The organism is Pseudoxanthomonas yeongjuensis (assembly GCF_010093345.1).
Taxonomy (GTDB): Bacteria; Pseudomonadota; Gammaproteobacteria; order Xanthomonadales; family Xanthomonadaceae; genus Pseudoxanthomonas_A; species Pseudoxanthomonas_A yeongjuensis.
In genome coordinates, this window is record NZ_PDWT01000002.1 from 219,624 (window position 1) to 243,278 (window position 23,655).

General features: G+C 58.0%; 20 protein-coding genes. 10 read left to right on the forward strand and 10 right to left on the reverse strand.

Features of this window, described 5'->3' with window-relative positions:
* Positions 1-11 precede the first annotated feature (11 nt).
* From CSC74_RS08075 to CSC74_RS08090, 4 genes are read right to left on the reverse strand one after another with little or no spacing between them, the layout of a single operon-like run.
* Complete coding sequence (locus CSC74_RS08075; protein WP_162313936.1) at positions 12-401, reverse strand: STAS domain-containing protein; 390 nt, start codon at positions 399-401, stop codon at positions 12-14.
* 37 nt (positions 402-438) lie between these two features.
* Positions 439-828, reverse strand: coding sequence for an STAS domain-containing protein (locus CSC74_RS08080; protein WP_162313937.1), 390 nt, complete (start codon positions 826-828; stop codon positions 439-441).
* Positions 825-1,262, reverse strand: coding sequence for an ATP-binding protein (locus CSC74_RS08085; protein WP_162313938.1), 438 nt, complete (start codon positions 1,260-1,262; stop codon positions 825-827). Before CSC74_RS08085 ends, CSC74_RS08080 begins: the two co-directional genes overlap by 4 nt.
* Complete coding sequence (locus CSC74_RS08090) at positions 1,234-3,282, reverse strand: SpoIIE family protein phosphatase (RefSeq protein ID WP_162313939.1); 2,049 nt, start codon at positions 3,280-3,282, stop codon at positions 1,234-1,236. Before CSC74_RS08090 ends, CSC74_RS08085 begins: the two co-directional genes overlap by 29 nt.
* A gap of 242 nt (positions 3,283-3,524) precedes the next feature.
* Between CSC74_RS08090 and aceE the strand changes: the two genes are divergently transcribed.
* The 4 genes from aceE to CSC74_RS08110 all read left to right on the forward strand — a co-directional run bounded on the left by aceE (position 3,525) and on the right by CSC74_RS08110 (position 9,568).
* Positions 3,525-6,215, forward strand: a complete 2,691-nt coding sequence (gene aceE, locus CSC74_RS08095; RefSeq protein ID WP_162313940.1) for a pyruvate dehydrogenase (acetyl-transferring), homodimeric type — start codon at positions 3,525-3,527, stop codon at positions 6,213-6,215.
* Positions 6,216-6,305: 90 nt separating this feature from the next.
* On the forward strand, positions 6,306-7,523 hold the full coding sequence (locus CSC74_RS08100; RefSeq protein ID WP_162313941.1) for an SIR2 family protein: 1,218 nt from the start codon (positions 6,306-6,308) through the stop codon (positions 7,521-7,523).
* On the forward strand, positions 7,520-9,349 hold the full coding sequence (locus CSC74_RS08105; RefSeq protein ID WP_162313942.1) for an ATP-binding protein: 1,830 nt from the start codon (positions 7,520-7,522) through the stop codon (positions 9,347-9,349). The genes CSC74_RS08100 and CSC74_RS08105 overlap by 4 nt, the downstream gene beginning before the upstream one ends.
* A 6-nt stretch (positions 9,350-9,355) precedes the next feature.
* Positions 9,356-9,568, forward strand: a complete 213-nt coding sequence (locus CSC74_RS08110; RefSeq protein WP_162313943.1) for a KTSC domain-containing protein — start codon at positions 9,356-9,358, stop codon at positions 9,566-9,568.
* A gap of 218 nt (positions 9,569-9,786) precedes the next feature.
* Here the strand turns inward: CSC74_RS08110 and CSC74_RS08115 are convergent, their stop codons facing one another.
* The 5 genes from CSC74_RS08115 to CSC74_RS17700 all read right to left on the reverse strand — a co-directional run bounded on the left by CSC74_RS08115 (position 9,787) and on the right by CSC74_RS17700 (position 13,088).
* A complete protein-coding gene (locus tag CSC74_RS08115; RefSeq protein ID WP_162313944.1) occupies positions 9,787-10,689 on the reverse strand; it encodes a hypothetical protein in 903 nt (300 codons plus the stop codon).
* A 69-nt stretch (positions 10,690-10,758) separates the two neighbouring features.
* Positions 10,759-11,451: a transposase gene (locus tag CSC74_RS08120; protein WP_162313945.1), complete on the reverse strand. Its 693-nt coding sequence runs from the start codon at positions 11,449-11,451 to the stop codon at positions 10,759-10,761.
* A gap of 177 nt (positions 11,452-11,628) precedes the next feature.
* The gene (locus tag CSC74_RS08125) at positions 11,629-12,366 is read right to left on the reverse strand and encodes a hypothetical protein (protein ID WP_162313946.1); all 738 of its coding nucleotides are present in this window, start codon (positions 12,364-12,366) and stop codon (positions 11,629-11,631) included.
* Positions 12,367-12,457: 91 nt separating this feature from the next.
* Positions 12,458-12,853, reverse strand: a complete 396-nt coding sequence (locus CSC74_RS08130; RefSeq protein ID WP_162313947.1) for a hypothetical protein — start codon at positions 12,851-12,853, stop codon at positions 12,458-12,460.
* 94 nt (positions 12,854-12,947) lie between these two features.
* The gene (locus tag CSC74_RS17700) at positions 12,948-13,088 is read right to left on the reverse strand and encodes an excalibur calcium-binding domain-containing protein (protein ID WP_211369587.1); all 141 of its coding nucleotides are present in this window, start codon (positions 13,086-13,088) and stop codon (positions 12,948-12,950) included.
* 181 nt (positions 13,089-13,269) lie between these two features.
* On the opposite strand from CSC74_RS17700, the gene CSC74_RS08140 reads away from it, so the two are divergent.
* Positions 13,270-14,250: a tetratricopeptide repeat protein gene (locus tag CSC74_RS08140; protein WP_162313948.1), complete on the forward strand. Its 981-nt coding sequence runs from the start codon at positions 13,270-13,272 to the stop codon at positions 14,248-14,250.
* A 52-nt stretch (positions 14,251-14,302) separates the two neighbouring features.
* Here the strand turns inward: CSC74_RS08140 and CSC74_RS08145 are convergent, their stop codons facing one another.
* On the reverse strand, positions 14,303-14,530 hold the full coding sequence (locus tag CSC74_RS08145; protein WP_211369588.1) for a transposase: 228 nt from the start codon (positions 14,528-14,530) through the stop codon (positions 14,303-14,305).
* Between the two features lie 195 nt (positions 14,531-14,725).
* Here CSC74_RS08145 and CSC74_RS08150 point away from each other — a divergent pair, with 195 nt between their 5' ends.
* The 5 genes from CSC74_RS08150 to CSC74_RS08170 all read left to right on the forward strand — a co-directional run bounded on the left by CSC74_RS08150 (position 14,726) and on the right by CSC74_RS08170 (position 23,598).
* Entirely contained in the window at positions 14,726-16,009 is a 1,284-nt protein-coding gene (locus CSC74_RS08150; protein ID WP_162313949.1) for a hypothetical protein, read from the forward strand.
* Positions 16,010-16,821: 812 nt separating this feature from the next.
* Positions 16,822-17,472: an XAC0095 family protein gene (locus CSC74_RS08155; protein WP_162313950.1), complete on the forward strand. Its 651-nt coding sequence runs from the start codon at positions 16,822-16,824 to the stop codon at positions 17,470-17,472.
* A 1,061-nt stretch (positions 17,473-18,533) separates the two neighbouring features.
* The gene (locus CSC74_RS08160; RefSeq protein ID WP_162313951.1) at positions 18,534-19,106 is read left to right on the forward strand and encodes an RNA polymerase sigma factor; all 573 of its coding nucleotides are present in this window, start codon (positions 18,534-18,536) and stop codon (positions 19,104-19,106) included.
* Positions 19,107-20,120: a FecR family protein gene (locus CSC74_RS08165; RefSeq protein ID WP_162313952.1), complete on the forward strand. Its 1,014-nt coding sequence runs from the start codon at positions 19,107-19,109 to the stop codon at positions 20,118-20,120. It begins immediately after the preceding gene.
* A gap of 250 nt (positions 20,121-20,370) precedes the next feature.
* Positions 20,371-23,598, forward strand: coding sequence for a TonB-dependent receptor (locus CSC74_RS08170; RefSeq protein WP_162313953.1), 3,228 nt, complete (start codon positions 20,371-20,373; stop codon positions 23,596-23,598).
* Positions 23,599-23,655 lie beyond the last annotated feature (57 nt).

Below are 23,655 nucleotides of genomic sequence, written 5' to 3' on the forward strand. Positions count from 1 at the left end.
GAAGGAACAGCTCAGGCTTCGTCGTCGCTTCCGTGCAGCATCTCGCGCTGCAGCTTGTCCAGGTAGGCGTCGACTTCGGCGGTGGTGGCGAAGATGTCGCTCACCGGCAGTGCCTGGACCATGTCCAGGACCTTGCGGATCTGCGCCTGCGGGTGCACCACCAGCACCTTGCCGCCCGGAGCCAGCAGCTTGCGCGCCTTGAGGATGGAACGGATGCCGGCGCTGCTGATGTAGTCCAGCCGGGCCAGCTCCAGGACCAGCACCATCGACGGATGGGCCGCGGCCAGCAGCGGTTCCAGCGCATCGTCCAGCTGCTCGTGGCTGTCGCTGTCCAGGCGCCCGGTCAGGACCACGTACTGGTTGCCGTTGACCGGCGGATAGATGTCGACTTCCAGGCTCATCCATCGCTTCCCGCGTCGCGCCTTCCGGTGGCTGCCATCACTCGTCCTCGTCCTGATCTCCGCGCAACACCTTGCGCTGCATCGCATCCAGGTAGGCGTCGGCTTCGGCGGTGGAGACGAAGATCTCGTGCATCGGCACCGCCTTGACCACGTCCAGGACCTTCTGGATCTGCGCCTGCGGATTGACCAGCAGGACCTTGCCGCCATGCCCGCCCAACGCCTTGCGTGCCTTGAAGATGGAACGGATCCCGGCGCTGCTGATGTATTCCAGGCCGGCCAGGTCCAGGACCAGCGATTGCAGCTGGCGCTGCAGCAACGGCGCCAGCGCCACGTCCAGGTCCTCGTAGGAATGGGTATCCAGGCGCCCGGTCAGGGTCACGCGCTGGCTGCCGTTGCTCGGGGGCAGGATCTTGATCTGCAGGCTCATCGCGGATTCTCCGGGGCGGGGACGCGCAGGCTGACGCGCAGCAGGTTGCAGTCGTCGATGCGCTCGTAGTGCATCGATTCGGCGATCTGGCGGATCAGGTACAGGCCCAGTCCGCCGATCGGACGGTCGAGGATATCGGCTTCCAGGTCGGGCGTCTGCGCCGACAACGGGTCGAATGGCGCGCCCTGGTCGCGGAAGCGCAGGGTCAGCAGGTCGCCGTCCATGCCGATGTCCACGGAAAGCTCGTGCTGGCCCACGTCCATGCCATCGCCGCCACCGTATTCGATGGCGTTGCTGGCCAGTTCCTCGACGATCAGACGCACGTCGCCGCGCACCCCGGCGTCGATGCCGTGCCGGGTCAGCACCGCTTCCAGCGAGGTGTTGAGGTCCTCGACGCGGGCGATTTCACCCGGGACGATCAGTCGTATCAGCATGCAAGTTCTCCTGCGTTCCGGTTGCGATGTCGGTGCTGGTGCCCGTCTCCGCGCTCGCCGCGGCCGCCTGGTCCAGGCGGATCGCGAGCACGGTGATGTCGTCCGATTGTGGCGCGGTTCCGGCGAAACGGTGCACATCGGCGATCAGTTGCAGGCAGTTCTCGCCCGCGTCGTCGCCGGTCCGCACCGCCGCCAGCAGGCGTTCGCTGCCGTAGGCCTCGTTGCCGGGGTCGAAGGCTTCGGTCACGCCGTCGGTATAGGCCATCAGGCTGGCGCCGGGTTCCAGGGTGCCGTGCCACAGCGGGAAATTTTCCGACACCTCGAAGCCCAGCGGCGGGCCGGCGGCGATCTCCAGCATTTCCACCCGGCCGTCGGCATGCAGCAGCAGCGGCGGATCGTGGCCGGCGCTGGCCAGGGTGCAGCGCCCGCTGCGCACGTCGATGTGGCCGCACAGCACGGTGGCGAACATGCAGGTGTCGTTGCCTTCGATCAGCCGCCGCGACGCTTCGGCCAGCACCTGGTCCGGCGAGGCCGACGAATGCGCCGCCACTTCCAGCACGGTCACCGCGCGGGCCATGAACAGCGCCGCCGGCACGCCCTTGTCGGAGACATCGCCGATCGCGAACCACAGTTCGCCGTCGCCGCGCTCGATGAAGCTGTAGAAATCGCCGCCCACTTCCTTGGCCGCCTCGAGCACCGCATGCGCCTGCAACCGCGCCGCGCCGCGTTCGATCACCCGCGCCGGCGACAGCATCGCCCGCTGGATGTCGCGGGCGATCGAGAGTTCGCTGTGCAGCTTCTGCCGCGCCGCGCCCATCTCGCCGATCTCCACGAGTTGCTGCTGGATCGAGGTGCGGGCGTGCTCCAGGGTGCGGGCCATGCGCCCGACCTCGTCGCCGCGGCCGGTGTGCGGCACCGGCCAGTCGTACTGGCCTTGGGCCAGGCGCGAAGTCGATTCGGCCAGGTGCTCGACCGGGCGGCTGATGCGCTTGGCCAGGCGCCGCACCACCAGCATGGAGACCAGCGCCAGCAGCAGGCCCACCGCGGCCAGCTGCCATAGCGCCCGATTCAGGCGGGCCACGATCAGCCGGTAGGACTGCGCCACCAGCAGCGACCAGCCGGTGTCGCCGATCGGTTCGACCACGGTGTAACGCTGTTCTCCGCTGCGCGTGTCGCGATGGATGAACTGCCCGGCCTGGTGCAGTCGCACCGCACGCGCGGCGTCCGCCAGGTCGACGCGGCCGCTGCGCCGGATGTACTCGTCCAGGGTCATGCCCAGCGCCACGCCCGGTTCGGGGTTGGCGGCCAGGGTGCCGGCCGGCGCCACCAGCGACACCCGCCAGCCGGGCAGGCTGGCCAGGGTTTCGAAGCTGTCGGTCAGGGTGGTCAGCGGCAGGTCCAGGCTGACCATGCCGCGGGCGCTGCCGCCGCGGGCGGTGGCGCGCAGCGGCAGGTTGTAGGTGAGCATCCACACGCCGCCGGCGGTGTCGTTGCGATACGGCTCGGACCACCAGCCGCCGCTGGAAGACAGGGTGCGCCGGTACCAGTCCCGGCTGCGGTAGTCGTAGCCGTCGGCCAGCAGGTCGCGGTCCTGGCCGTCGGCGGCGATGTAGCGTGCGTAACCCAGCTCCGGCTGCCCGTGCACCGGGTCCAGCACCAGCAGCGCGCCGTTGGCGCCGGGGGTGGCCCTGACCATCGCGCGCAAGGTGGTGGTCAGTTCGTCGGGATCCAGGGTGGAAGCGGCCACCAGGTCGGTCAGGCCGACGGTGGTGATGGTCACCGAGCGCATCGCCACGGCCAGGCGCTGCGCGGCTTCCTGCGCACTGGCGCGGGTGTTGCGTTTGGCGTCGTCCAGGATCATGTCGCGCGCCACCCAGGCGATGGCGACGCAGATCAGCAGCAGCAGGATCAGGTTGAGCGCGCCCGACCACAGCGCGATTTTCGTGCGCAGGCTGCCGCGCCAACGCACGGCGTCGGCAGGCAACGTGGCGCTGCGCTGATCTGGTCCTGCTCCGGTCATGCCGGCGCCTCTTTGGATCCCCCTCCCGATCATAGGCCGCAAACGCGGGCAGTGGCGGTGCGTCCGTCGCAAATCCCGGCGCGGCGTTGTCGCGGGACAAGCCGGCGCGGGCGCGGAAACCGCCGCTTTCGGAACGCTCCATACGCCTGCGTAGCGCTTCGCCGTTACAGGCGCTGCGTTACACTCCATGGCTCATAAAAACGACAACGACCGCGCGCTGGCGCGGTGCAACGGGAGTGGTGATGAACTGGTTGAACGAGATGCTGCAGAACGATCCGGACCCGCAGGAAACCCGCGAGTGGGTCGATTCCATCAAGGCCGTGATCGACGCCGAAGGCCCGCTGCGGGCGCACCAGTTGCTGGAGGGCATGGTCGAACTGACCCGCCGTTCCGGCGCCTTCCTGCCGTTCTCGCCGACCACCGAATACGTCAACACCATCGCGCCCGCGCTGGAAGCCAAGTCGCCCGGCGATGCCGCCATCGAATGGCGCCTGCGCTCGATCATCCGCTGGAACGCGCTGGCCACCGTGGTCCGCGCCAACCGCAAGCCCGGCGACCTCGGCGGGCACATCGCCAGCTTCGCTTCCGGCGCCACCCTCTATGACGTGGGCTTCAACCATTTCTGGCGCGCGCCGTCGGAAAACCACCCCGGCGACCTGCTCTTCATCCAGGGCCACAGCTCGCCCGGCATCTACGCGCGTTCGTTCCTGGAGGGCCGCATCACCGAGGCCCAGCTCGACAGCTTCCGCATGGAAGTCGACGGCCACGGCATTTCCTCGTATCCGCACCCGTGGCTGATGCCTGACTACTGGCAGACGCCGACCGTGTCGATGGGCCTGGGCCCGCTCGCCGCGATCTATCAAGCGCAATTCATGAAGTACCTGGAGCACCGCGGCCTGATCGAGAAGTCCGACCGCAAGGTCTGGTGCTTCATCGGCGACGGCGAATCCGACGAGCCGGAAACCCTCGGCGCGATCTCGCTGGCCGGGCGCGAAGGCCTGGATAATCTGATCTTCGTGGTCAACTGCAACCTGCAGCGCCTGGACGGCCCGGTGCGCGGCAACGGCAAGATCATCCAGGAGCTGGAAGGCACCTTCCGCGGCGGCGGCTGGAACGTGATCAAGCTGCTCTGGGGCAGCTACTGGGATCCGCTCCTGGCCCGCGACACCGACGGCGTGCTGAAGAAGCTGATGATGGAAACCGTCGACGGCGAGTACCAGAACTGCAAGGCCTTCGGCGGCGCGTACACGCGCGAGCACTTCTTCAACAAGTATCCGGAAACCGCGGCCATGGTAGCCAACCTTTCCGACGACGACATCTGGCGCCTCAACCGCGGCGGCCACGATCCGCACAAGGTCTATGCGGCCTACCACCAGGCGGTCAACACCACGGGCATGCCCACGGTGATCCTGGCCAAGACGGTCAAGGGCTACGGCATGGGTTCGGCCGGCGAGTCGCTCAACCCGACCCACCAGACCAAGAAGCTGGACGACGAATCGGTCAAGGCCTTCCGCGACCGCTTCAACATCCCGGTCAGCGACGCGCAGCTGGCCGACGGCCAGGTGCCGTTCTACCACCCGGGCGAGGATTCGCCGGAAGTGCAGTACCTCAAGGCGCGCCGCGAGGCCCTGGGCGGTTACCTGCCGCAGCGCCGGCGCAAGTCCACGCAATCGTTCGAAGTGCCCAAGCTGGAGACCTACGAGCGCCTGCTCAAGTCCAGCGGCGAGCGCGAGAACAGCACCACCATGGCCTTCGTGCAGACCTTGAACATCGCCCTGCGCGACAAGCAGATCGGTCCGCGCATCGTGCCGATCGTGGCCGACGAGGCGCGTACCTTCGGCATGGAAGGCATGTTCCGCCAGATCGGCATCTACGCACCGTTCGGGCAGAAGTACAAGCCGGTCGATGCCGACCAGCTGATGTACTACCGCGAGGACCAGTCCGGCCAGGTGCTGCAGCAGGGCATCAGCGAACCCGGCGCGATCTCGTCGTGGATGGCCGCCGGCACCAGCTATGCGGTCAGCGACGTGCCGATGCTGCCGTTCTACATCTACTACTCGATGTTCGGCTTCCAGCGCATCGGCGACATCGCCTGGCAGGCGGCGGACATGCGCACCCGCGGCTTCCTGCTCGGCGGCACTTCCGGCCGCACCACCCTCAACGGCGAGGGCCTGCAGCACGAGGACGGTCACTCGCATCTGTTGGCCGGGGCAATCCCGAATTGCCGCAGCTACGATCCGACCTTCGGTTACGAGGTCACGGTGATCCTGCAGCACGGCATGAAGTCGATGATGGAAGACCAGATCGACGAGTACTACTACATCACCCTGCTCAACGAGAACTACGCACACCCGGAAATGCCGGCCGGCGCGGCCGAGGGCATCATCAAGGGCATGTACCTGTTGAAGGACGCGGGCAAGCCGAAGAAGGGCGAGCTGCGGGTGCAGTTGCTGGGCAGCGGCAGCATCCTGCGCGAGGCGATCGCGGCGGCGGAATTGCTGGACAAGGATTTCGGGGTCAGCGCGGACATCTGGTCGTGCCCCAGCTTCAACGAGCTGCGTCGCGACGGTTTCGATGCCGAGCGCTGGAACCGCCTGCACCCGGAAGCCAAGACCCCGCGCAAGCCCTACGTGACCGAACTACTGGAGGGCCGCCAGGGCCCGGCCATCGCCGCCACCGACTATGTGCGCGCCTTCGCCGACCAGATCCGCGCCTTCGTGCCGGGCCACTACACGGTGCTGGGCACCGACGGCTTCGGCCGTTCCGACACCCGCGCCAACCTGCGCCGCTTCTTCGAAGTCGACCGCTACTACATCGCCCAGGCGGCGATCGAGGCGCTGGCGAAGGAAGGCAAGATGACCGGCAAGGATGTGGCCAGGGCGATCAAGCAGTACAAGATTGATGTGGAGAAAGTTAACCCGGTTGGGGTTTGAGGGATCAACCATATTCATTGAAAAGGGGCGCCGATAGGCGCCCTCTTTTTTTCATTTCTCTCGACAGTTGCCTGTTGCTAGGAGCGAAGCATGGAAACGCTGCATAACCCAGATAGATTCATGGCTGACTTGCGTCAAATCCTTTCTCAAGGCAGAAAGCGAATAGGACTGCTTGTAGGCGCCGGCGCGCCAATCGCAGTCCGTGTCAACGAGGATGGCGCACTGGATAATGCAGGAAGGTCGCTAATTCCAGGAGTTGAGAAGCTCACAGAAAGTGTGCTCGACAGCCTCATTGGCAGCGAAAAGGATGCGGCGCTCGCGATAAATGTGGGCTTGGGAGCTAAAGGGAATATCGAAGCAATCTTGTCTAGAGTGCGACTGCTGGAGTTGGCTCTTGGTCCCACCGAAGTGAATGGACTGAATAGCGCGGGATATAAGGCTCTTGGTCAATCCATCTGTAAAAAGATAGGCGAGATTGTGGGGCCAGTCCTGCCGGAAGGGGTGTCCGCGTATACAGAGCTTGTTGCCTGGATCAGCGGCACCATGCGCGCTCATCCCGTAGAAATATTTTGTACAAACTATGATCTACTTTTCGAAGAAGCTTTTGAGCGTGCAAGAGCACCATACTTCGACGGGTTCACAGGAGGAAGTGCACCCTTTTTTGATCCGGTAACGGTTGCAGGTGATGATCTTCCGGCAAGGTGGTCTCGCTTGTGGAAAATTCACGGCTCACTTGGCTGGGCAGTTGAAGGTGGCTCTATCGTTAGAGGGAGAGGAAGAGAGGCGGCTCAACTTGTTTACCCTGACCACTTAAAATATGACCTTACTCAGAAGCAGCCTTACGCAGCTCTTTTTGAACGGTTAAAAAGATTTCTGCTGACCCCGGATACTTTGCTTCTAACAATCGGATTCTCATTTCGAGATGCGCACATATGCGCAGTAATCGATGAAGCGCTTGCTATGAACGCGAATACCGCGGTCCTAGCGTTTCAATTCCAATCCCTTGGACAAGAAGAGTGCGCGCGGAAACTTGCTTTTGATCGACCTAATCTAAGCATCTATGCAGCAGATGGCGCAGTTGTAAATGGTGTAGAGGGTAATTGGCGTCCTGGAGAATTACCCAAAAATTGGGAAGAAATCCGGTCGAGTTTCTGGGGGCGTCGCGCACCAGATAAGCCAGTCCACTTCTTGCTGGGCGACTTCAATCTTTTCGCCAGGTTCTGTGCATTGGCTCAGGCAAAAGACTTCGGAAGAGAGCAACTAAGTGCTGCTCAGTCATCGCCCGAAGATTCGGCAGCATCAGTATGAGTGGCGTTGATCCGACCTACGTAGGACAAGTTTATGCCGTTTCTGGTGCGACCGTCACCGTGCGGCTTACGGAGTCTTTGGCGTCAGGCCTAGCAATTATTGGCGGCCATACTTATCGAGTAGCGCAAGTAGGTAGTTTCGTCAGAATTCCGCAGGGATATCAGGATTTATACGGAATTGTTTCAGAGGTAGGCGCAAATGCGGCTCCAGCAACAGAAGCTGCTAGTTTGGGCGAGATCGGCCGCTGGATGCGAATTGAGCTGGCTGGAGAAGCGATTGGAGCTAGGTTTGAGAGAGGCCTAAGTCAACACCCCAACATACGAGACTCTGTACATATCGTTACAGAGCGAGATTTGAGGCGCATCTATGGAGCCGGCGGGGGCGATCAAATAGCAGTTGGAACGCTTGCTAGCTCAGACAATGTAGAAGTAAAGCTCTCGCTCGACAGTTTGGTCACACGGCATTCCGCAGTACTTGGCTCAACTGGATCTGGAAAATCAACCACCGTGGCGAGTTTGCTTAGATCCATTATTGGGGTGGAGGAAAATGCCACGCGTTCGCCAGCCGCGAGGATTCTATTGCTTGATATTCATGGAGAGTACGCATCGGCACTTTCGGATATATCTAAGGTCTTCAGCACCACGCCAAGACCTGGCGACGAAGCTTTGCGCGTGCCTTATTGGGCGCTGGAAGGATCAGAGCTTTTGGATCTAATCGCGGGCGATCTGACCGAGACTCAGGAAATAGCAATATCAGACAAGATTCTTGAACTTAAGTCGGCAAGTCTGGCGGCAAATGCGCTGCCTGGGCTTGATCCAAAATCACTTACGGTAGATAGCCCGGTTCCATTTTCTATCAAAAGGCTTTGGTTCGAACTGATCGATTTTGAGACTATGACCTTCACGGGGAAGGATCGAAATGAACCATGTTTGGAGAAAGCTGGTAACGAATTTGAGCTAGTTCCTCCAGTTTATACGCCGCATGCCATGGGTGCCGCCGGTCCATTCTTGAATCAGGCGGCAAAAGGTATACGCCGCCAGCTAAATTTGATGCGATCTCGGCTGCTTGATCGGCGTTATGACTTTATTTTGCATCCGGGAGAGTGGGAGCCAGAACATGATGGCTCAGTTGAGGCTGATCTCGACAAATTATTGGCTGGATGGCTGGGGCACGATAAGCAGATCACGATTTTGGATTTGTCTGGTGTCCCGAGTGCTGTCTTGGTTCGAATGATCGCATCGATACTTAATATTGTGTATGAGGCACTTTTCTGGAGTCGAGAGAAATCTGAGGGCGGTGTTCATCGGCCTCTTTTAGTGGTCATGGAAGAAGCACACCGCTACTTGGGCGCAGACGGCAACATGGTTGCGGCAGACGTTGTAAAGCGAATTGCAAAAGAAGGACGAAAATACGGTGTTGGAGCAATGTTGGTCTCGCAGAGACCTGCAGAGATAGATGAAACGGTCCTGTCTCAATGCGGAACACTGATTGCAATGCGACTATCCAACCCAACTGACCGCGCGCGCGTAAAGGGTGCGTTGCCAGACAATCTCGCAGGTCTAATGGACCTATTGCCCGTCCTTCGAACAGGCGAAGCAATAATTGCTGGAGAAGCGGCACGATTACCTGTGCGCTGCCGCATAACGCTACCATCTAAAGAGCATCAACCCAGAAGCGCAGATCCCGAAGTAAGTAAGGCTTGGGGCTTGCGCAGAAATGCAGAGGGGTATGACCGTGTAGTAGCGTCGTGGAGAGCGCAGCGGACTACTGCTGTGGTGGAACATCTAGATATTACCCGAACTAAAGTTAGCCCTGGTGAGGAGTAAAAATTCATGGAAAGGCAAAGTGTTGCATCGTCGAATATCTCTTCTATTGGATACGACGAAAGTTCACAGACACTCGAAGTAGAGTTTTACTCTGGGACGGTATATCAATACTTTAATGTGGGAGCGGACCTTTACATGCAGCTAATGCAGTCCTCATCAAAGGGGCAGTTCCTGAATATCTATATCAAGAATGCATATCCCTTCTCTCGGGTAGGGTAAACCCTGTTGCTACCCGCGCAGGATCCGTAGGATGAGCCGAGCCCAGCCTACAATGCATTCACGCATTTTTAGATAACGGGGAGTTGTATGAGACCTATAACGCAGAAAAGCGGTGTCTGGAAAAGCGGTGTCAGAGTCACTTACGCAGCAGGTCACCTTGACACTGTTTTTCGTTTGAGTCTTATGTGTGGATATGTATGCCGAAGAGCATGTCTCGCCTACTTTGATTCGTCCTCTTCATCTCCGTGATTAGTCTCCAAGAGTTTTTGACCATTATCTTCTTTGCTCGGCGTCGGGTTCTCTAAAGCCAGCTGGTTTAGTGGCCTTGCCTCTGACAATGTCTCGCCGTTAATTTTCAAATCCATCTCGCTGCCGTCGCCAAAAGATTCAGAGTAGCGTTGCGACGTTTTTCGAATAGCGTCCCTCACATTCGCTACAACAATTGGATCGTCTATACCAAGATCCCTCATCATGGTGTATGTCTCCATTGTTTGAATCAGGTTCCCTTGTTTTGACCAAAGGAGATAGGGCGTACGTACTAAATCTTTAAGCATTGCCAGCAAGAGACCAATGGTCTTAGCGCTTCCCCTGAAGACAATCTTTATTGGCGAACCTGATTCGATGCTAGAAATCCAAATGCCTGAATCCGATAGGGAAGAAACCTCAGTTCTCGCTGCAGTGATAGTCTCTGCTATATCGACTAGTTTAGAGAGCATCGTCATGAAGTCCGAGAAGGCACGAAGCTGACTGAGTCCATCAAGTTCTATTGATGCACTTGTCTCGGCGGCCGCTGCATATTCATCCGCATCGGGGTAGAGCTTCTTCAGCGCTCCGTAATGCGCGTAGGCAACCTCTAAAGCGATTGCGGGCCGGATTAAGGGCACGAGAGTTGGATTCTTCTTATTTTTCTGTAGGGCGACGTCATACGCACCCGTGAGCTCAGAAAGTGCCTCACGTCCAGGTCGAAGTAAACGCTGCAGTTCGGGGGATAAACCTTGGGCGGTGTCGAAACGTTTGGCCAAGTCCGACAGCTCATTAATTGCAGCATAAGGGCTTATACTTTCAACCCACACAAGTATGGGCTTCAACAATTCTTGGAATTGTGCATTCGCTTCTCTCATCTTCGCGTCATTATTTGATGCCAACGCGCTAAGAACTACCTCGATACCGACTAAAGGGGACGGAGGCAGTTAAACGGCCTTGACCCTAGGCCGACCACCTGGCCGGTAGAGAGCCGGTTGGTTCAATGTCTTCTCCACCATTTCCTGAAACCTGTCATCGCCCAGTGCCCGTTGCTGGGCAATGTAGCGCCTGATGGCGTCCAGTTCTTCCTCACTTACGCCGGCCTGCAGCCAGTGCCTGTATGCCAGTGCTCGGACCTCCCTGGTTGACCCTAGGGCGAGGTACAGGGGATGCGGCGTGATCAGGGGATCGCGTGCCGTGCCCAAGTGGGTATGCACGCTGGACCAACGGTAGTCCTCCGGCCTTTCGACCATCGCAGCGCGAACGGGATTGAGCTCGATGTATCGGCAGACCGTGAGCAGGTAGCGGTCCGAATCCACCAGGCAGGAGTTGAAGCGACCCTGCCACAAGGTGCCGGTGCGTCCGTGCCGCGCGTTGAACGCTTGCACGTAGCATTGTCCACTGACCCGCATCGCAAGGGCCAGGGAGTCGGTGGTCTCGGGTGTGAGCAGCAGGTGCACGTGATTGTCCATCAGCACGAAGGCGTGAACGGCCACTTGGTGCGCGCTGCACGCCAGCCGCAAAAGCCGCTGGTAGTTGTGCCGGTCTTCGTCGTCCAGGAAGATCGCAGCGCGGTTGACCCCGCGCTGGGTCACATGCAGAGGCTGGTTGGGAAGTACAAGGCGTGCGCGGCGAGGCATGGTGAGCTCCGGACGAGAGCACTGACTGTGCATGCACGGCCCAGCGGCGGCGATCAGTGATTGCTCAACCTTTTTGTAGGAATAGCCCGCTTAACTGCCTCCGTCCCCGATCTTCCCACGGCGACGGCGGGGACGTCACACCGGATTGGTTGCTGCGCTCGCTTTAGCCGACGACGCTCATAAGATCTGTTCTAGCGCTTTGGCTACTCGCGTCCCTAGCAGCACCAGTTTTTCAGCTTTGAGAGCACCATCCGCTACGAAGCTCACCTTCTTCCAAAGACTGCCGTATTTCTTTACTACCGGAGAATCTTTGTTCTCTTCGAGCGCGTCGCTTTCAACCACTATCTCGCCAAGAGCATTGCTTACGGCCTGTTTAAGTGCAGATGCGCCTAAAATCGTGTAATTAGCCATTGCCTCTCTAATGACCGCTATATGTCGCTCAATTAGTTTAGTCAACGACTTTGGAATTGTATCGGTTGCGAGCAACTGTTCCAGCTCATTGATTAATTCGGATATGCCAGCGAAGTCCCCTTCAGATATTTCTGTTTCTTCATTGGGCAAAATTTGGCTGCAATAGCCTAGAGAGGTAAAAACATCCTCAGTGAGGTATTGGCTAACATTCACCCACTTCGCATGGAGAATCTGAGGCGATATCGCGGATTCAAGTTTTCGGAATGTCGGCGTAAATATTTCTTCGTTGAAGTTTGATTCTTTTAGATGTTCGCGAATGCTCTGCAATTCTTCATAAACAAGACCAAGCTTGTTTGCGACAGATATATAGTTGTAATTCTGATCGGGTCCGTTGACAGAGAACAGTTTGCACCAAGACGAGAAAGCGCCCTTGTCAGCCTGATATCCGCGCGTGTTGTTAAGTAGTATCCAAACACGAGATGCAGCATTAATATTGTTGGGCACTTTTCACTCCGCCTTTGTCACTTTAGATCGAGCTGACGTCAATACTTTATTGGTAATCGGAAACATAGAATGGGTCGAGCATAGTGACTTTTCATTCTCGTACAGCGCTTCCACCACCACCCGGAGTACCTCTCTCCATTCTCTTGCGCCGCCATACTTGTCCAACACCCAGCATAAGCGCGAACGAGTAAGCAATCAGGTTGAAAAGCGTGAGCGGTATTGTGATCAGGTGAACTCGCGTGATTGGGCCGGCTCCATTTAGGAAAGCCCAAAGCACCATCGCGGAGAAGGCAATCACCAATAGGCCGAATAATCCCTGCCAGTATCTCTTGGCTACGCTTATAGCTTTATCGACAGGTGCGAACTTTCCGCCGTTTCGTGTAATCCGTACCGCGAGCATCGTAGCTATGACAGTACCGATCACCGTCCCCACGAGATTAATAGCAGCCGATCCAATCGTATCGGCAATGTTGGCTGCAAGCATCATTATTTCTCCCTTCCCAAGCCAAGCTTAAATCTTAATTGGGGTGAGTCGATAGGTCCGCACGAAATAGGGGTCAGAGTACCTTTTCGATTCCCTCTCATCTTCCTTTGTACGACTCGCAACCAACTCCATCATTATCCCGATCCAGATGTGGCCCATACCCCGGTTCGCCCCGACGCACTGGCGCAGGCCCTGCGGCCCGCGCTTCAGAATAGTTAACTAAAGGAGACGGAGGCAATTAAGCTGTTTATCTCCTCTGGGCTACCCCTGATCCCATTTTCCCCCCAACTGTAAATTTTTCACATTCGAGCCTTGCACGCCGATGATCCCCGCCGGGGTGTTCCGCAGATCTTTAGATCCCCTAACCTTGGAATCAGGGCATACTTCGCTGGGGATTGTCTTGTAGGGGTGTAAGACGAGTGAAAGCAAAAGACGTCTTAATTGGTGCTTTTTCAACACTGGTCGTCACAGTGATAGGAGGCGTTTGCGTCTACTACGCCACAAAAGAGCCAGAACTTAAATCGCGCGAGCTTTTGACCTACTCCACTCGGAGTAGCGGTGACTTTGCCGGTGATAAGGAACGCGTTGCTTTTACTTCCATATCGATATCAAATCGCGGCGGACGCGCAGCAAACAACGTTGCCGCGAGCATCGAGTTTAAGACCAACGTCATAAAGGACCTGTCCACGGACATAGCGTCCGGAACGGAAGAGTCCCGCAATGTAACTCCGGAGAAAGCAACATTGAAGTACCCCAAGTTGCTGCCGGGAGAAGTTATTACAGTAGATCTTTTACTTTCGGCACCATCGACGCCAAGTGTTTCTATCCGAAGTGATGAGAGCCTAGCTGTTAGCGAAATAGCTTTGGACGAAAGAGCAGAGAAGCGATCTGAAATCAACAAGGCGTCTTCATTCATTGTTCCCCTTTCCGCGTTCTTATTTTCCCTTTTAATTCCAATATTTTACTGGAGAGCCAAGAAGTCAGGAATGACGGAAGTTCTTGTATCTGACAAGAATAATGCAGCTTTCTTATTGCTGCACAACGGCCTGATAAATGAGGCGGACGAAATTCTCAGCGAGTCCGTAAAATCAGGACGATATGATGCTTATACATTGTCCAATTTGGCGTTATGTAAGGCCCTGAAGAAGGAACATGACAAAGCGCAAGCGTTTATGAAAGCTGCGAAGCACAAGAAGCGCTCCGGGCATGCCGCAGCTGTCATTGCTTTTAACGACTGCATTATGAGTTTTCTGGCCGATAAACGTCCTGATGCTATTAGCAGCATTAGAGCCGCGATGCGGCTTTCACCGAAAGAGATCAAGAAGTACTGCGAACTTTCCGTTCACCTGGACGGTTGCCGATCGGACGCGGATTTCGTAGCGATCTTGTCAGGCTCTTAACTAATGGGAAGGGTTTCACCTGAGCTAAAGGGGACGGAGGCAATTAAGCTGTTTATTTCCTCCGTCCCCTTTCTGGTCGTGGAGTAAGCAGCAGGTGCGCGTGGTTGGTCATCAGCACGTAGGCGTGCAGGGCACATCCGTGCTTCAGCGCGGCCTCGCCCAGCTCCTGACGGTAGTGCAGATTGTCCGCGTCGTCGGCAAAGCAAGCCTGGCGGTCGTTGCCACGTTGGATGATATGTTGGGCAATGCCGGGCAGATCGAGTCGAGGCAATCGGGCCATCCGTGGCCTCCATGGGGCTGAGGCCATAGCGTCCTGCTTGACCGGCGCAGCCACCATCGGCATAAGGCTCGCCGGTGGGTAGGAAATGGACCTGACCCCATTTCTGTTTATCACCGAGCTGATGGAGCCCGGGCACCAATAGGTTGCGTCAATTTTCAAATTGCTGTAAATGGTCGGCGAACCTTGGGGGTACACATGACTGCCGAAGTGGCAATTCTTAACTGCTCTGGTGTTGCACTTGCAGCGGACAGTGCCGTTACAGTCGGCTCACAGAAAATCTATAACTCTGCGATAAAGCTTTTTGCCCTATCTAAGGTCGCGCCCGTGGCGATCATGGTGTATGGAAATGCAACGCTCTCTCGAGTTCCCTGGGAAATCGTAATTAAGGAGTATCGGCGCAACATAAAGTCGAGAACCTTCTCGCGGCTCAACGACTATGCGGATGATTTCATTCGATACATCTCAAGCAATAAGCTGTTGTTTGACTCTGCGACAGAGCGTCTTTGGCTCGCAGAGAGAGTAAATGGATTCCTCATGGGAGCGTATAAGACAGCTACGGGAAAGTGTGAGCAAGAAATTGAATCGAGTAAGGGCGCCGGCCTAACAGCAGAAAGGGTCACGGAGATATTCATAGAAACTGCTGCTGATCAGTTGGTTGCTGCGAAGTCTTGGCCGAACCTGAAGCCACCTAAAGAAGTTCTGGCGAGAATGCGCGTCCTTTGTAAGGAGTTAACTAAGGAGTACGGACCAAAGCTATTTGGAGATATCTTTCCTAGGATTGAGAATGATCTAGCCAATGCTGCAATCGAAGCTTTCCGCCGCGCTTTTTTTCCGGGACCTTCATCCGGTATTGTTATTGCTGGATACGGGGAGAAGGAGATCTTCCCTTCTGTTAGAACGCTAGAGTTTGACGGCGCCGTATCTGGATTTGCGCGCTTCAAGATTGATGAGTCCAGGACTCAAGTTATTAACGCTGGCGAAAACTCTGCGTCGATTGTTGCGTACGCGCAGGAAGATATGGTGGCAACTTTCATGGAGGGTATAAATCCGGCTGTTAAGAGATTCATGGAAGCTGGATTGAAGTCTGTCTTTGATTCTTTCCCTGCTTCAATTCTGAATGCAATTGGCTCAAACGATGCCGCACTAGGTGAATCGCTCCATCGGGCATGTGAAAAGGTAAGGAGTGATTTCTCAGAAACAGCGTATAAGTACCGATTTCACGAGCACGTAATGCCCATACTTAATATGGTTACCGCGCTGCCCAAGGACGAGCTGGCGGCGATGGCTGAGGCTTTGGTCAATTTGACAGCTTTCAAGAGGCGTGTGACTGGAGCACTTGAAACGGTGGGCGGTCCAATTGACGTATGCGTTATTTCAAAAGGTGACGGCTTGGTTTGGGTAAAACGAAAGCATTACTTTCCGCAGGATATAAATCACCTGTTCTACAACAATTACCTTAGAGGTGTTTATGGTGAATAGGGCCCCTACAAAGAGTGCCAAAAAAAAACCAGTGAAAGGAGATAAGACGAGATACTTTTCACTCAGCGAGATAACGCGTGATTTCAACCTGGCAAAAACAGAGCTTGAAGTCGAACTGGTTTCGGCTGAGAGGCTAAGTGAAAGAGCTAAGGAAATTGTGGTTGATGCGTTTAGGTCGATTTGATGCTGTGTAGGCGAGGCGCGGAAAGTGGGTGTGGGTCCGCCTTCTCCATTTCGATTTAGCTGCCGCGTTTGCACAGTCAATCCAGCACCTTTGCCCTGATGCCAGGTGCCGCGGAATCGATGACACCAACTCTGCCTGCGGGATCGGATCAAGGGATGGGCAGACGTAAACCGAAAATCACGGATTCAATGTCCGTTGCCGACCGCACGAGTTTGGCCAACAGGTCAGTCATATCTACTGAAAGCGAGGCAGCGGAAAACGGGGTCAGAGTACGTTTTCTAAGTGGGAAAGATACTCTGACCCTGTTTCCATCGAACGGAGATCAGCGTCGTACTTCGCGTCTCCGAACTGAAAAAATATACGTCTTGACCTCGCCGCCGATCCATAGCAGACTCGGGCTCAAGGAGCCTAGAAACTCCTCAGAGAGCGGTACCCACCTCCGACAAAACGGTGGGTTTTTTGTGCCCAATCCTCGGGCGCAAGCCGACGCGATGCCTGCGTCGGGAGGGCGGCTAATACAACACCCGCAAGGGGAATACGCCCGCCGGCTCTCTGCGGTTTCTAGCCTCCCGACTTCCCGTCCGCCGTCTTCCGGTGGGGGGGTACTTCATGGAACGAGGAGGCCATCATGTCGAACTCTGCATTCAACGATCTGCATACCCGGGGCTATTTCCTGCCGGAGGACAGCCAGTCCCGGCTGAAGAAGCTGCGCGACCACATGCAGTTCCTGTCGGGGCTGGCGCAACCCCGCACGTGGAAGGAAGAGCAGGAACGCGCACCGGAGGTGCCCGCGGGCCACCTTGCGATCTGCCTGGAGTTGCTGGCGGAGCAAGCGGACCTCGTGCTGCAGGAAGTGTCGTGGCCGGCGCGGCGGGAAGCGGCAGACGCATCCGACCGTGACGTTACAACTGCGGCCTGGCCGGAGAATTCCGACACGGCCGTCGAACGCTTTGCTTTAAGCGTCACCGGGGAGCAGGTCGACCTGCTCGACCGGCTGGTCGCAATGATCTCGGCCCATGGCGATGTCACGGCCGCCGATCCTGCCGCCGAACTGGCCGACCACACCGTGCCCCCGCTTGCGCAGGCGATCCATGACGGTGCGAAGGCCGTGCGCGACATCCTCGACCAGGTAGAAGCGCAGCGGCCCGGGCGCATGCCGCGTCGGCCCACCGGCGTGGGCGAAGAGCGGGCCGTATACGGCACCGGACGCGCCTGTCCGTCCGCGCCAGCGTTGTCCACGTCCGATGCAAGTCCATCGCGCAATGTGCGTCTGCATTGATCGAAGGGCTGTAGGCTTGGATTGGCTTCACCAACCCAGCACTTTTGACCTGGTCCGTGATGCTGGGTTGATGGAGCCAACCCCGCCTGCACCGGACACTTTGATCCGATCTTCTACCCGGCAAGGATACTGGCATGCGTACTTATTCCCGATGCGCTGGCGCCTGATCAAATCCCGGTTTTTCCGCAGCTTGTCCTTGGGAGAGCGGGGATCTACGCGCTGGACTGGGCGACGCCGGTTGATATCGGACCCAATCAATCCGAATGAGACGCTGGGTTGGTGAAGCTAACCCAGCCTGCGCACTCTGGCCTCTTTGTTCGGGGCTGGAACCGCGCGATCGGCGATCCCGGCAGGTCGATTCGATCGGTCCGCGGTAACGGCGGCTCGCCTTTCTAGTCCGCCTGGCTGTCGCCGGGCGCGCAGACGATACGGTTCCTGCCGCTCTGCTTGGCCTGCAACAGGGCTTCGTCGGCCGATGCGCGGCAGAGGCCAGCGACTCAGTGGGCCGTACCGGTGCTAGACCGATGCTGATGGTCACCGGCACGGTGAAGCTGTGCGCCTGGGTCCTTGGCTCGACTCCGGTCTCGATTGAATGCCTCTGACACCATTTCAATAACCTGATTAACTGCCTCTGGAGTTACCAGGATTCAATGGACACCCGATCGACGCAGCGGGCGCTCACCGAACGTCCAACCGGTCCAATGGGCTGACCGTCTTGCGGATCGCCTGCTCGACGTGGGTGTAGATCATCGTGGTCTTCGAGTTTCGGTGGCCTAGTGGCAATTGGATCGTCCGGATACCCGTGCCCATCGCCAAGAAGAGGGGGCCTGAAGGTCGCCTCTAGCTAATCGGCCCCCGCGAACGGCTCGCGCATGTCAACTTCTCTGACCGAGGTAGGCTTTTCTACAGTAGCCACGTCTAGGTAAAAATGTGCTGGTTCCGGATTCGCATGCCTCGCCGGGCGGAGTTGAGGCCAAGCAGCGTCTTCCAGCTGGGGCCGCTTGCGGACGCTGAAAATTGGGTTGACTATTCGTGAGTAGACCTCAGGTGCAAAGCCCGATATGGCGAATGGCCACGACAACGTGCTCAGCGTGACGTTGCAGGACGATCAGCCGCACGTCGAAGCCGGAGGCTTCGACGGCTTCCTGCGCGACGAGTATCGCGGCCTGGTGCAATTCCTGCGCCGACGCACGGCTACAGAGCAGGATGCCGAAGATGCGGCGCAGGAAAGCCTGACCCGGCTGCTGCGCTACAAGGAGTCCGAGCCGGCCTCGGCATGGAAACCGCTGCTGTACCGCATCGCGACCAACGTCGCCCACGACCAGTCGCGCGTAGTGGTAACGCACCGGGCAGACAAGCACGTATCGCTGGAGAACCAAGAGGTCGCCGCCGAGGCACCCACGCCGGAGCAGCAGGCGGTGCGCGATCAAGAGATCGCCCAGCTCACCCGGGCCATCCTGCAACTACCGCCCAAGTGTCAGAGGGTCTACCTGCTCAAGCGGGTGCATGATCTCAGTCGGGCGCAGATCGCTGAGCGCTGTGGAATTTCTGTGAAGATGGTCGAAAAACACCTTGCCACGGCGCTCGTTCAATTGCGGCGTGGGGTAGGCGGTGAAGTCTCGGGCGCGTTCTAGATGAGCATGAACAGGAATGTGGGTACCGAGGCCGGCAATGGCTCTAATGGCGAGGCTGAAAGCTGGTTCGTACGGTTGCTGGAACCCGATTGCCCGGCCGAGGAGCGTGCCGCTTTCGAAAGCTGGCGCGCCGCGGATCCAGGGCATGCCGCTGCTTATGATCAAGTAGCGCGTCTCTGGAACCTAAGCGAACAAGCCGTCAAGGACCCCGCCGTCATGGCGGCGGCAATGCGGGCGCGGCGGCATGCCGAGTCGGAGCACGGCGCATTTCGACGCTGGTTTCTGCCGACGGCAGCCATGGCCGCAATGGCTGTGATCGCTGTTGTGATCGTGCCCCGCTGGATTCCGGACGCTGGCCCGCCGGTCGGCACCCGCTACGCCACGGTCGCTGGCGAACAGCGCAACCTCATGCTGGAAGATGGGTCATCTGTGGTGCTCGATACCGCCACCGTGCTGGTGGAGCGCTATAGCGACGGTGAGCGACGCGTAGATCTGCAGAAGGGGCAGGCGCAGTTCCAAGTACGGGGCAATCCCAACAGACCGTTTGTCGTGCATGTACAAGGCGGCACCGTTACCGCCATCGGCACCCGATTCCAGGTACGCGTCGACGCTGCCAGATCGGCCGTGACGCTGCTCGAAGGAAAGCTGAGGGTCGATGCCGAGCTGCAGCATGGCGGAGATTCCCGTACGGCTGCGCTTATCGCCGGACAGCGACTGACCATCAATCGCGCCGGCGTGATCGGTGTCGTGCAGGCGGCGGATTTGAAAGCCGCGCGAGGTTGGACTGAAGGCAAATTGTTCGTCGATAACTGGATGCTGGAAGATCTTCTTGTCGAGATGAACCGCTACACGGACACACAGCTTCGCATTGGGGATCCCTCGCTACGCACCATCCCCATTAGCGGCATTTTTCGTACGGACGATCCGGAGACCCTGACGCTGGTGCTGCAGCAAGGCTGGTCGATCCGGGCGAAGCGCACCTCTGCGAACGAAGTCGTTTTGACCCGAAAATAGCCACTTCCCGAACATTTACAACACCGCATCTTCCGCTGTGCCACCGGCCACAGCTAGAGCGCTAGTGCCCGCCAGACTACGTGTATCCCTTCAGCCGCCCATAAAAAGTGAGCGGACTCCGGCGAAAATCCAGCGCGAGGTAGGCTTTACCTCCAGGTTCCCGTTATAGGTAAATGACCCGGCGGCGAGAATCGCATTGATATCTCGTGATCGTCGATGCGTTTCATCCATTGGTTCTGGAGGAAGACACGTGAATGTAAGCGTTCTGCGCAAAAGGAAGCGTGCCAACCAAGCAGCGATCTGCAGGATCAGCGAATCGCGGCATAAAGCGATCGCGATAGCGTTGGTAATCGTACTGGTAGGAGTGGGCGCGATCGTAACAACGTCGCCCGCTCTGGCGCAGCAATCGGCTGCGCAGGGCAAGCGATATTCAATTCCCGCAAGTAGCCTGCGGGAAGCGCTCGACACCTTGGCCTCGCAAGGTGACTTGTCCATCGTCTACGCGCCGGAGCTGGTCGCGGGAAAAACCACGCTTGGATTGTCGGGGCATTTCGCATCCATTGAGGCGCTGCGAAGGTTGCTCGAAGGGTCTGGGCTGACGTGGGAATCGATCAACGCAACCACTGTTGTACTGAAAAGGGCTTCGGATCCATCGCCAAAGCGGGCTCCCGCGGCGAAGTCTGCCAACTCCAGCCAGAAACAGCAGAATCCAGACGAAGTGACGACCTTGCCAGAGGTGCTGGTCAGGGGCGAGCGCGGGTTTTCACTGAACGCAGATATCCCGCGAACGCGCGACGACGTGTTGCCTTATGTGGTGTTCGACAGGGAGCGTATCGAGCAGTCCGGGGCGGCTAATATCGACGATTTCCTCAAGCAACGGCTGACGATGAACACACAGCAGGGCTCGTTCAGCCAAGGCGTAGATTTCGGCAATCGAAGCCGCGTCAACCTGCGGGGATTGGGCGCCAACCAGACGCTGATACTGATCGATGGTCGCCGGACATCGAACTCGGATCTTGGGGGGACGCTGCTGCAGCAGGATCTGAATGGCATACCCTTGGATGCGGTGGAGAGAATCGAGATTCTGCCGGCGACGGCTGGCGGCATCTATGGCGGTGACGCGACAGGAGGCGTGGTAAACGTCATTCTGCGACGCGATTACCAAGGCTTTGAACTGCGGGTGGGCTACGACAGCTCGTTCAGCGCGAGCGATGCAAAGCGGAAGCTAGATCTCCGCGCGGGATTCAATCTGGATGGCGGCAAGACCAAGGTCTTGATCGCCGGCACGTTGTCGGACGCCGAGCCGCTCCTTTTGGAGGACAGGCGTTTCGTCCGGCGATACCGCGATGAAGCGTTCGCCAACAGGCCGGATCTGTGGCTGCCGCCGACGGCGCCTCCTCTGGGCGCTACGACCAACATCTGCAGCGCCACCGTGTATTTTCCGGGCTATGCAGAATGCAACGCAACGCCTCTCGTCCTTGACGACGGAACGTCGCTGAATTCGCCTATTACCCATGTTCCCAATGGATACCCGGGAATGGGAGCGGGCACCGGCGCTTTGGTGGCTAATGCGGGCAGCTACAACTTCGACTTGGCCAACTCCTCGCAAACCGGAGGCGGGAGAACGGCCTTGCTCAATAATCCAACTCTTGAATCGCTCAACCTCACCGTCCATCGGGAGTTCGGTCCGAGGGTACGAGCCTTTTTGGAGGGCATGGCCTCCAACAACATAGGGCACTTTACTTCGAGCTTCGTCAGCAGCGCCTACTCGCTGGCGGCCGATGCTCCCAATAACCCGTTTCAACAGCCGATCCAGATCAGCGTGCCCTTGCCCATGCAGGATTCCCAGTGGCGCGTGGAAACCACCGATCGCCGGCTGGTTGCCGGCTTGATCGCGGAGCTGCCGAAGGATTGGCGCGCCGAAATGGATTACATCTTCAGTCGGACGCGCAACACGCAGACGATAAATGGCGCTATTCGCTCTTCCGCACAGGACCTTATTTTTCCTGCGCTGGAGAACGACCCTGCCTTCAATCCCATTCGGGATACCAATCTCTATCCGATCGACCTGTCGCCGTATATGACGACCATGTATGAAGGGCCGTTTGAAACCACCACCAAGGACGTTACGCTTCTGCTAGGCGGCCCCATAGGGTCCCTGCCGGCGGGCAGACCCACCCTCAGTGTCAGACTGGAGCACAGGGACGAGTCGTTCGACGGCGGCACCAGCAAGGACTTGGCCGACGACTTCGGAATTGAGTATCCAGGCAAGTCCCAGTCGGTGATCAGCATGTACGGCGAGGTGAGGGTGCCGTTGGTTTCGGCAAAGAACCGTCTCAAGTTCACCGAAGAACTGGAGCTCCAGTTGTCGATTCGGCGTGACGACTACACCGTCCATGGGGCGCCCAACTACCGCATAAACTTCCCGGGCATAGAACAACCAGCGTCGGTCGATAGCAAGCTGCATTCGATCAATCCGACGGTGGGTTTTCGCTGGCAGCCGATCGAAGACGTAGCATTTCGCGCAAGCTACGGCACAGGCTTTCTCCCGCCCAATGTGACTCAGCTGGTGCCGGAAGCGTTTCGCGGGACCATCCCATCCACTTTGCTTGACCCGCGTCGCGGCAATCTGCCGATCAACGTGGATATTCCGAATGCCGTCCTGTACGGCGGCAATCCGCATTTGCAGCCCGAAGAGTCGAAGACTCGATCGATGGGCCTCATCCTAACTCCGCGCTTTCTGCCTGCTTTGCGCCTTTCACTGGACTACATCCGCATCCAGAAAGAGGGAAACATCGCGAATCATCCCCAGGACATCCAAGGCCTTGTCAACGACGAGCAGTTCTTTCCGGGGCGGATCGTGCGCGGTCCGAAACTGCCGGGCGATCCTGAAGGATGGGCAGGGCCGATCGCGTTCATCGATCAGACGTTGCTCAACATCGCGCTGGCAGAAGTCGGGGCATATGACATGCAGCTCGACTATCGTTTTGAGACGGACCGAGCGGGGACGTTCGATTTCGCCGCGCTGGTCACTTGGCAGCCGCACTTGCAAACTCAAACGAAAGCGGGACAGCCCATCGTTGACAACGTGGGATTCCGCGGCGGAGTGCTTGAATATAAGGCCAATGCCGGCCTGGTATGGAATCGCCGCGGATGGACAGTGGGGTGGAACAGCCGATATTTCGATTCGTACAAGATCTACGGGCCGACCTCCTCGGCAACCACGATCGCCAACAATATCGTCACGCAAGGCACCTGGCATGTACCCAGCCAGGTATACCACGACGCGTTCGCCACTTACCGGTTCGGAGGCGCCGGTTCCGCCTCGTTGGGAGAAAAATTGTTCAAGGGCAGCGAGATCACCTTCGGCATTCGGAATGTCTTCAACAAGCAGCCGCCCAGAGATCTGCAGTCCTACAGCACTTATGGCGACCCGAGATTGGCGAGCTACTACTTGAGCTTCAAGAAAAGCTTCTAGCGCGCCGATCATCAAACAACCATCGCCATGCTCGACCGGCCAGCTTCGGGTCACGAA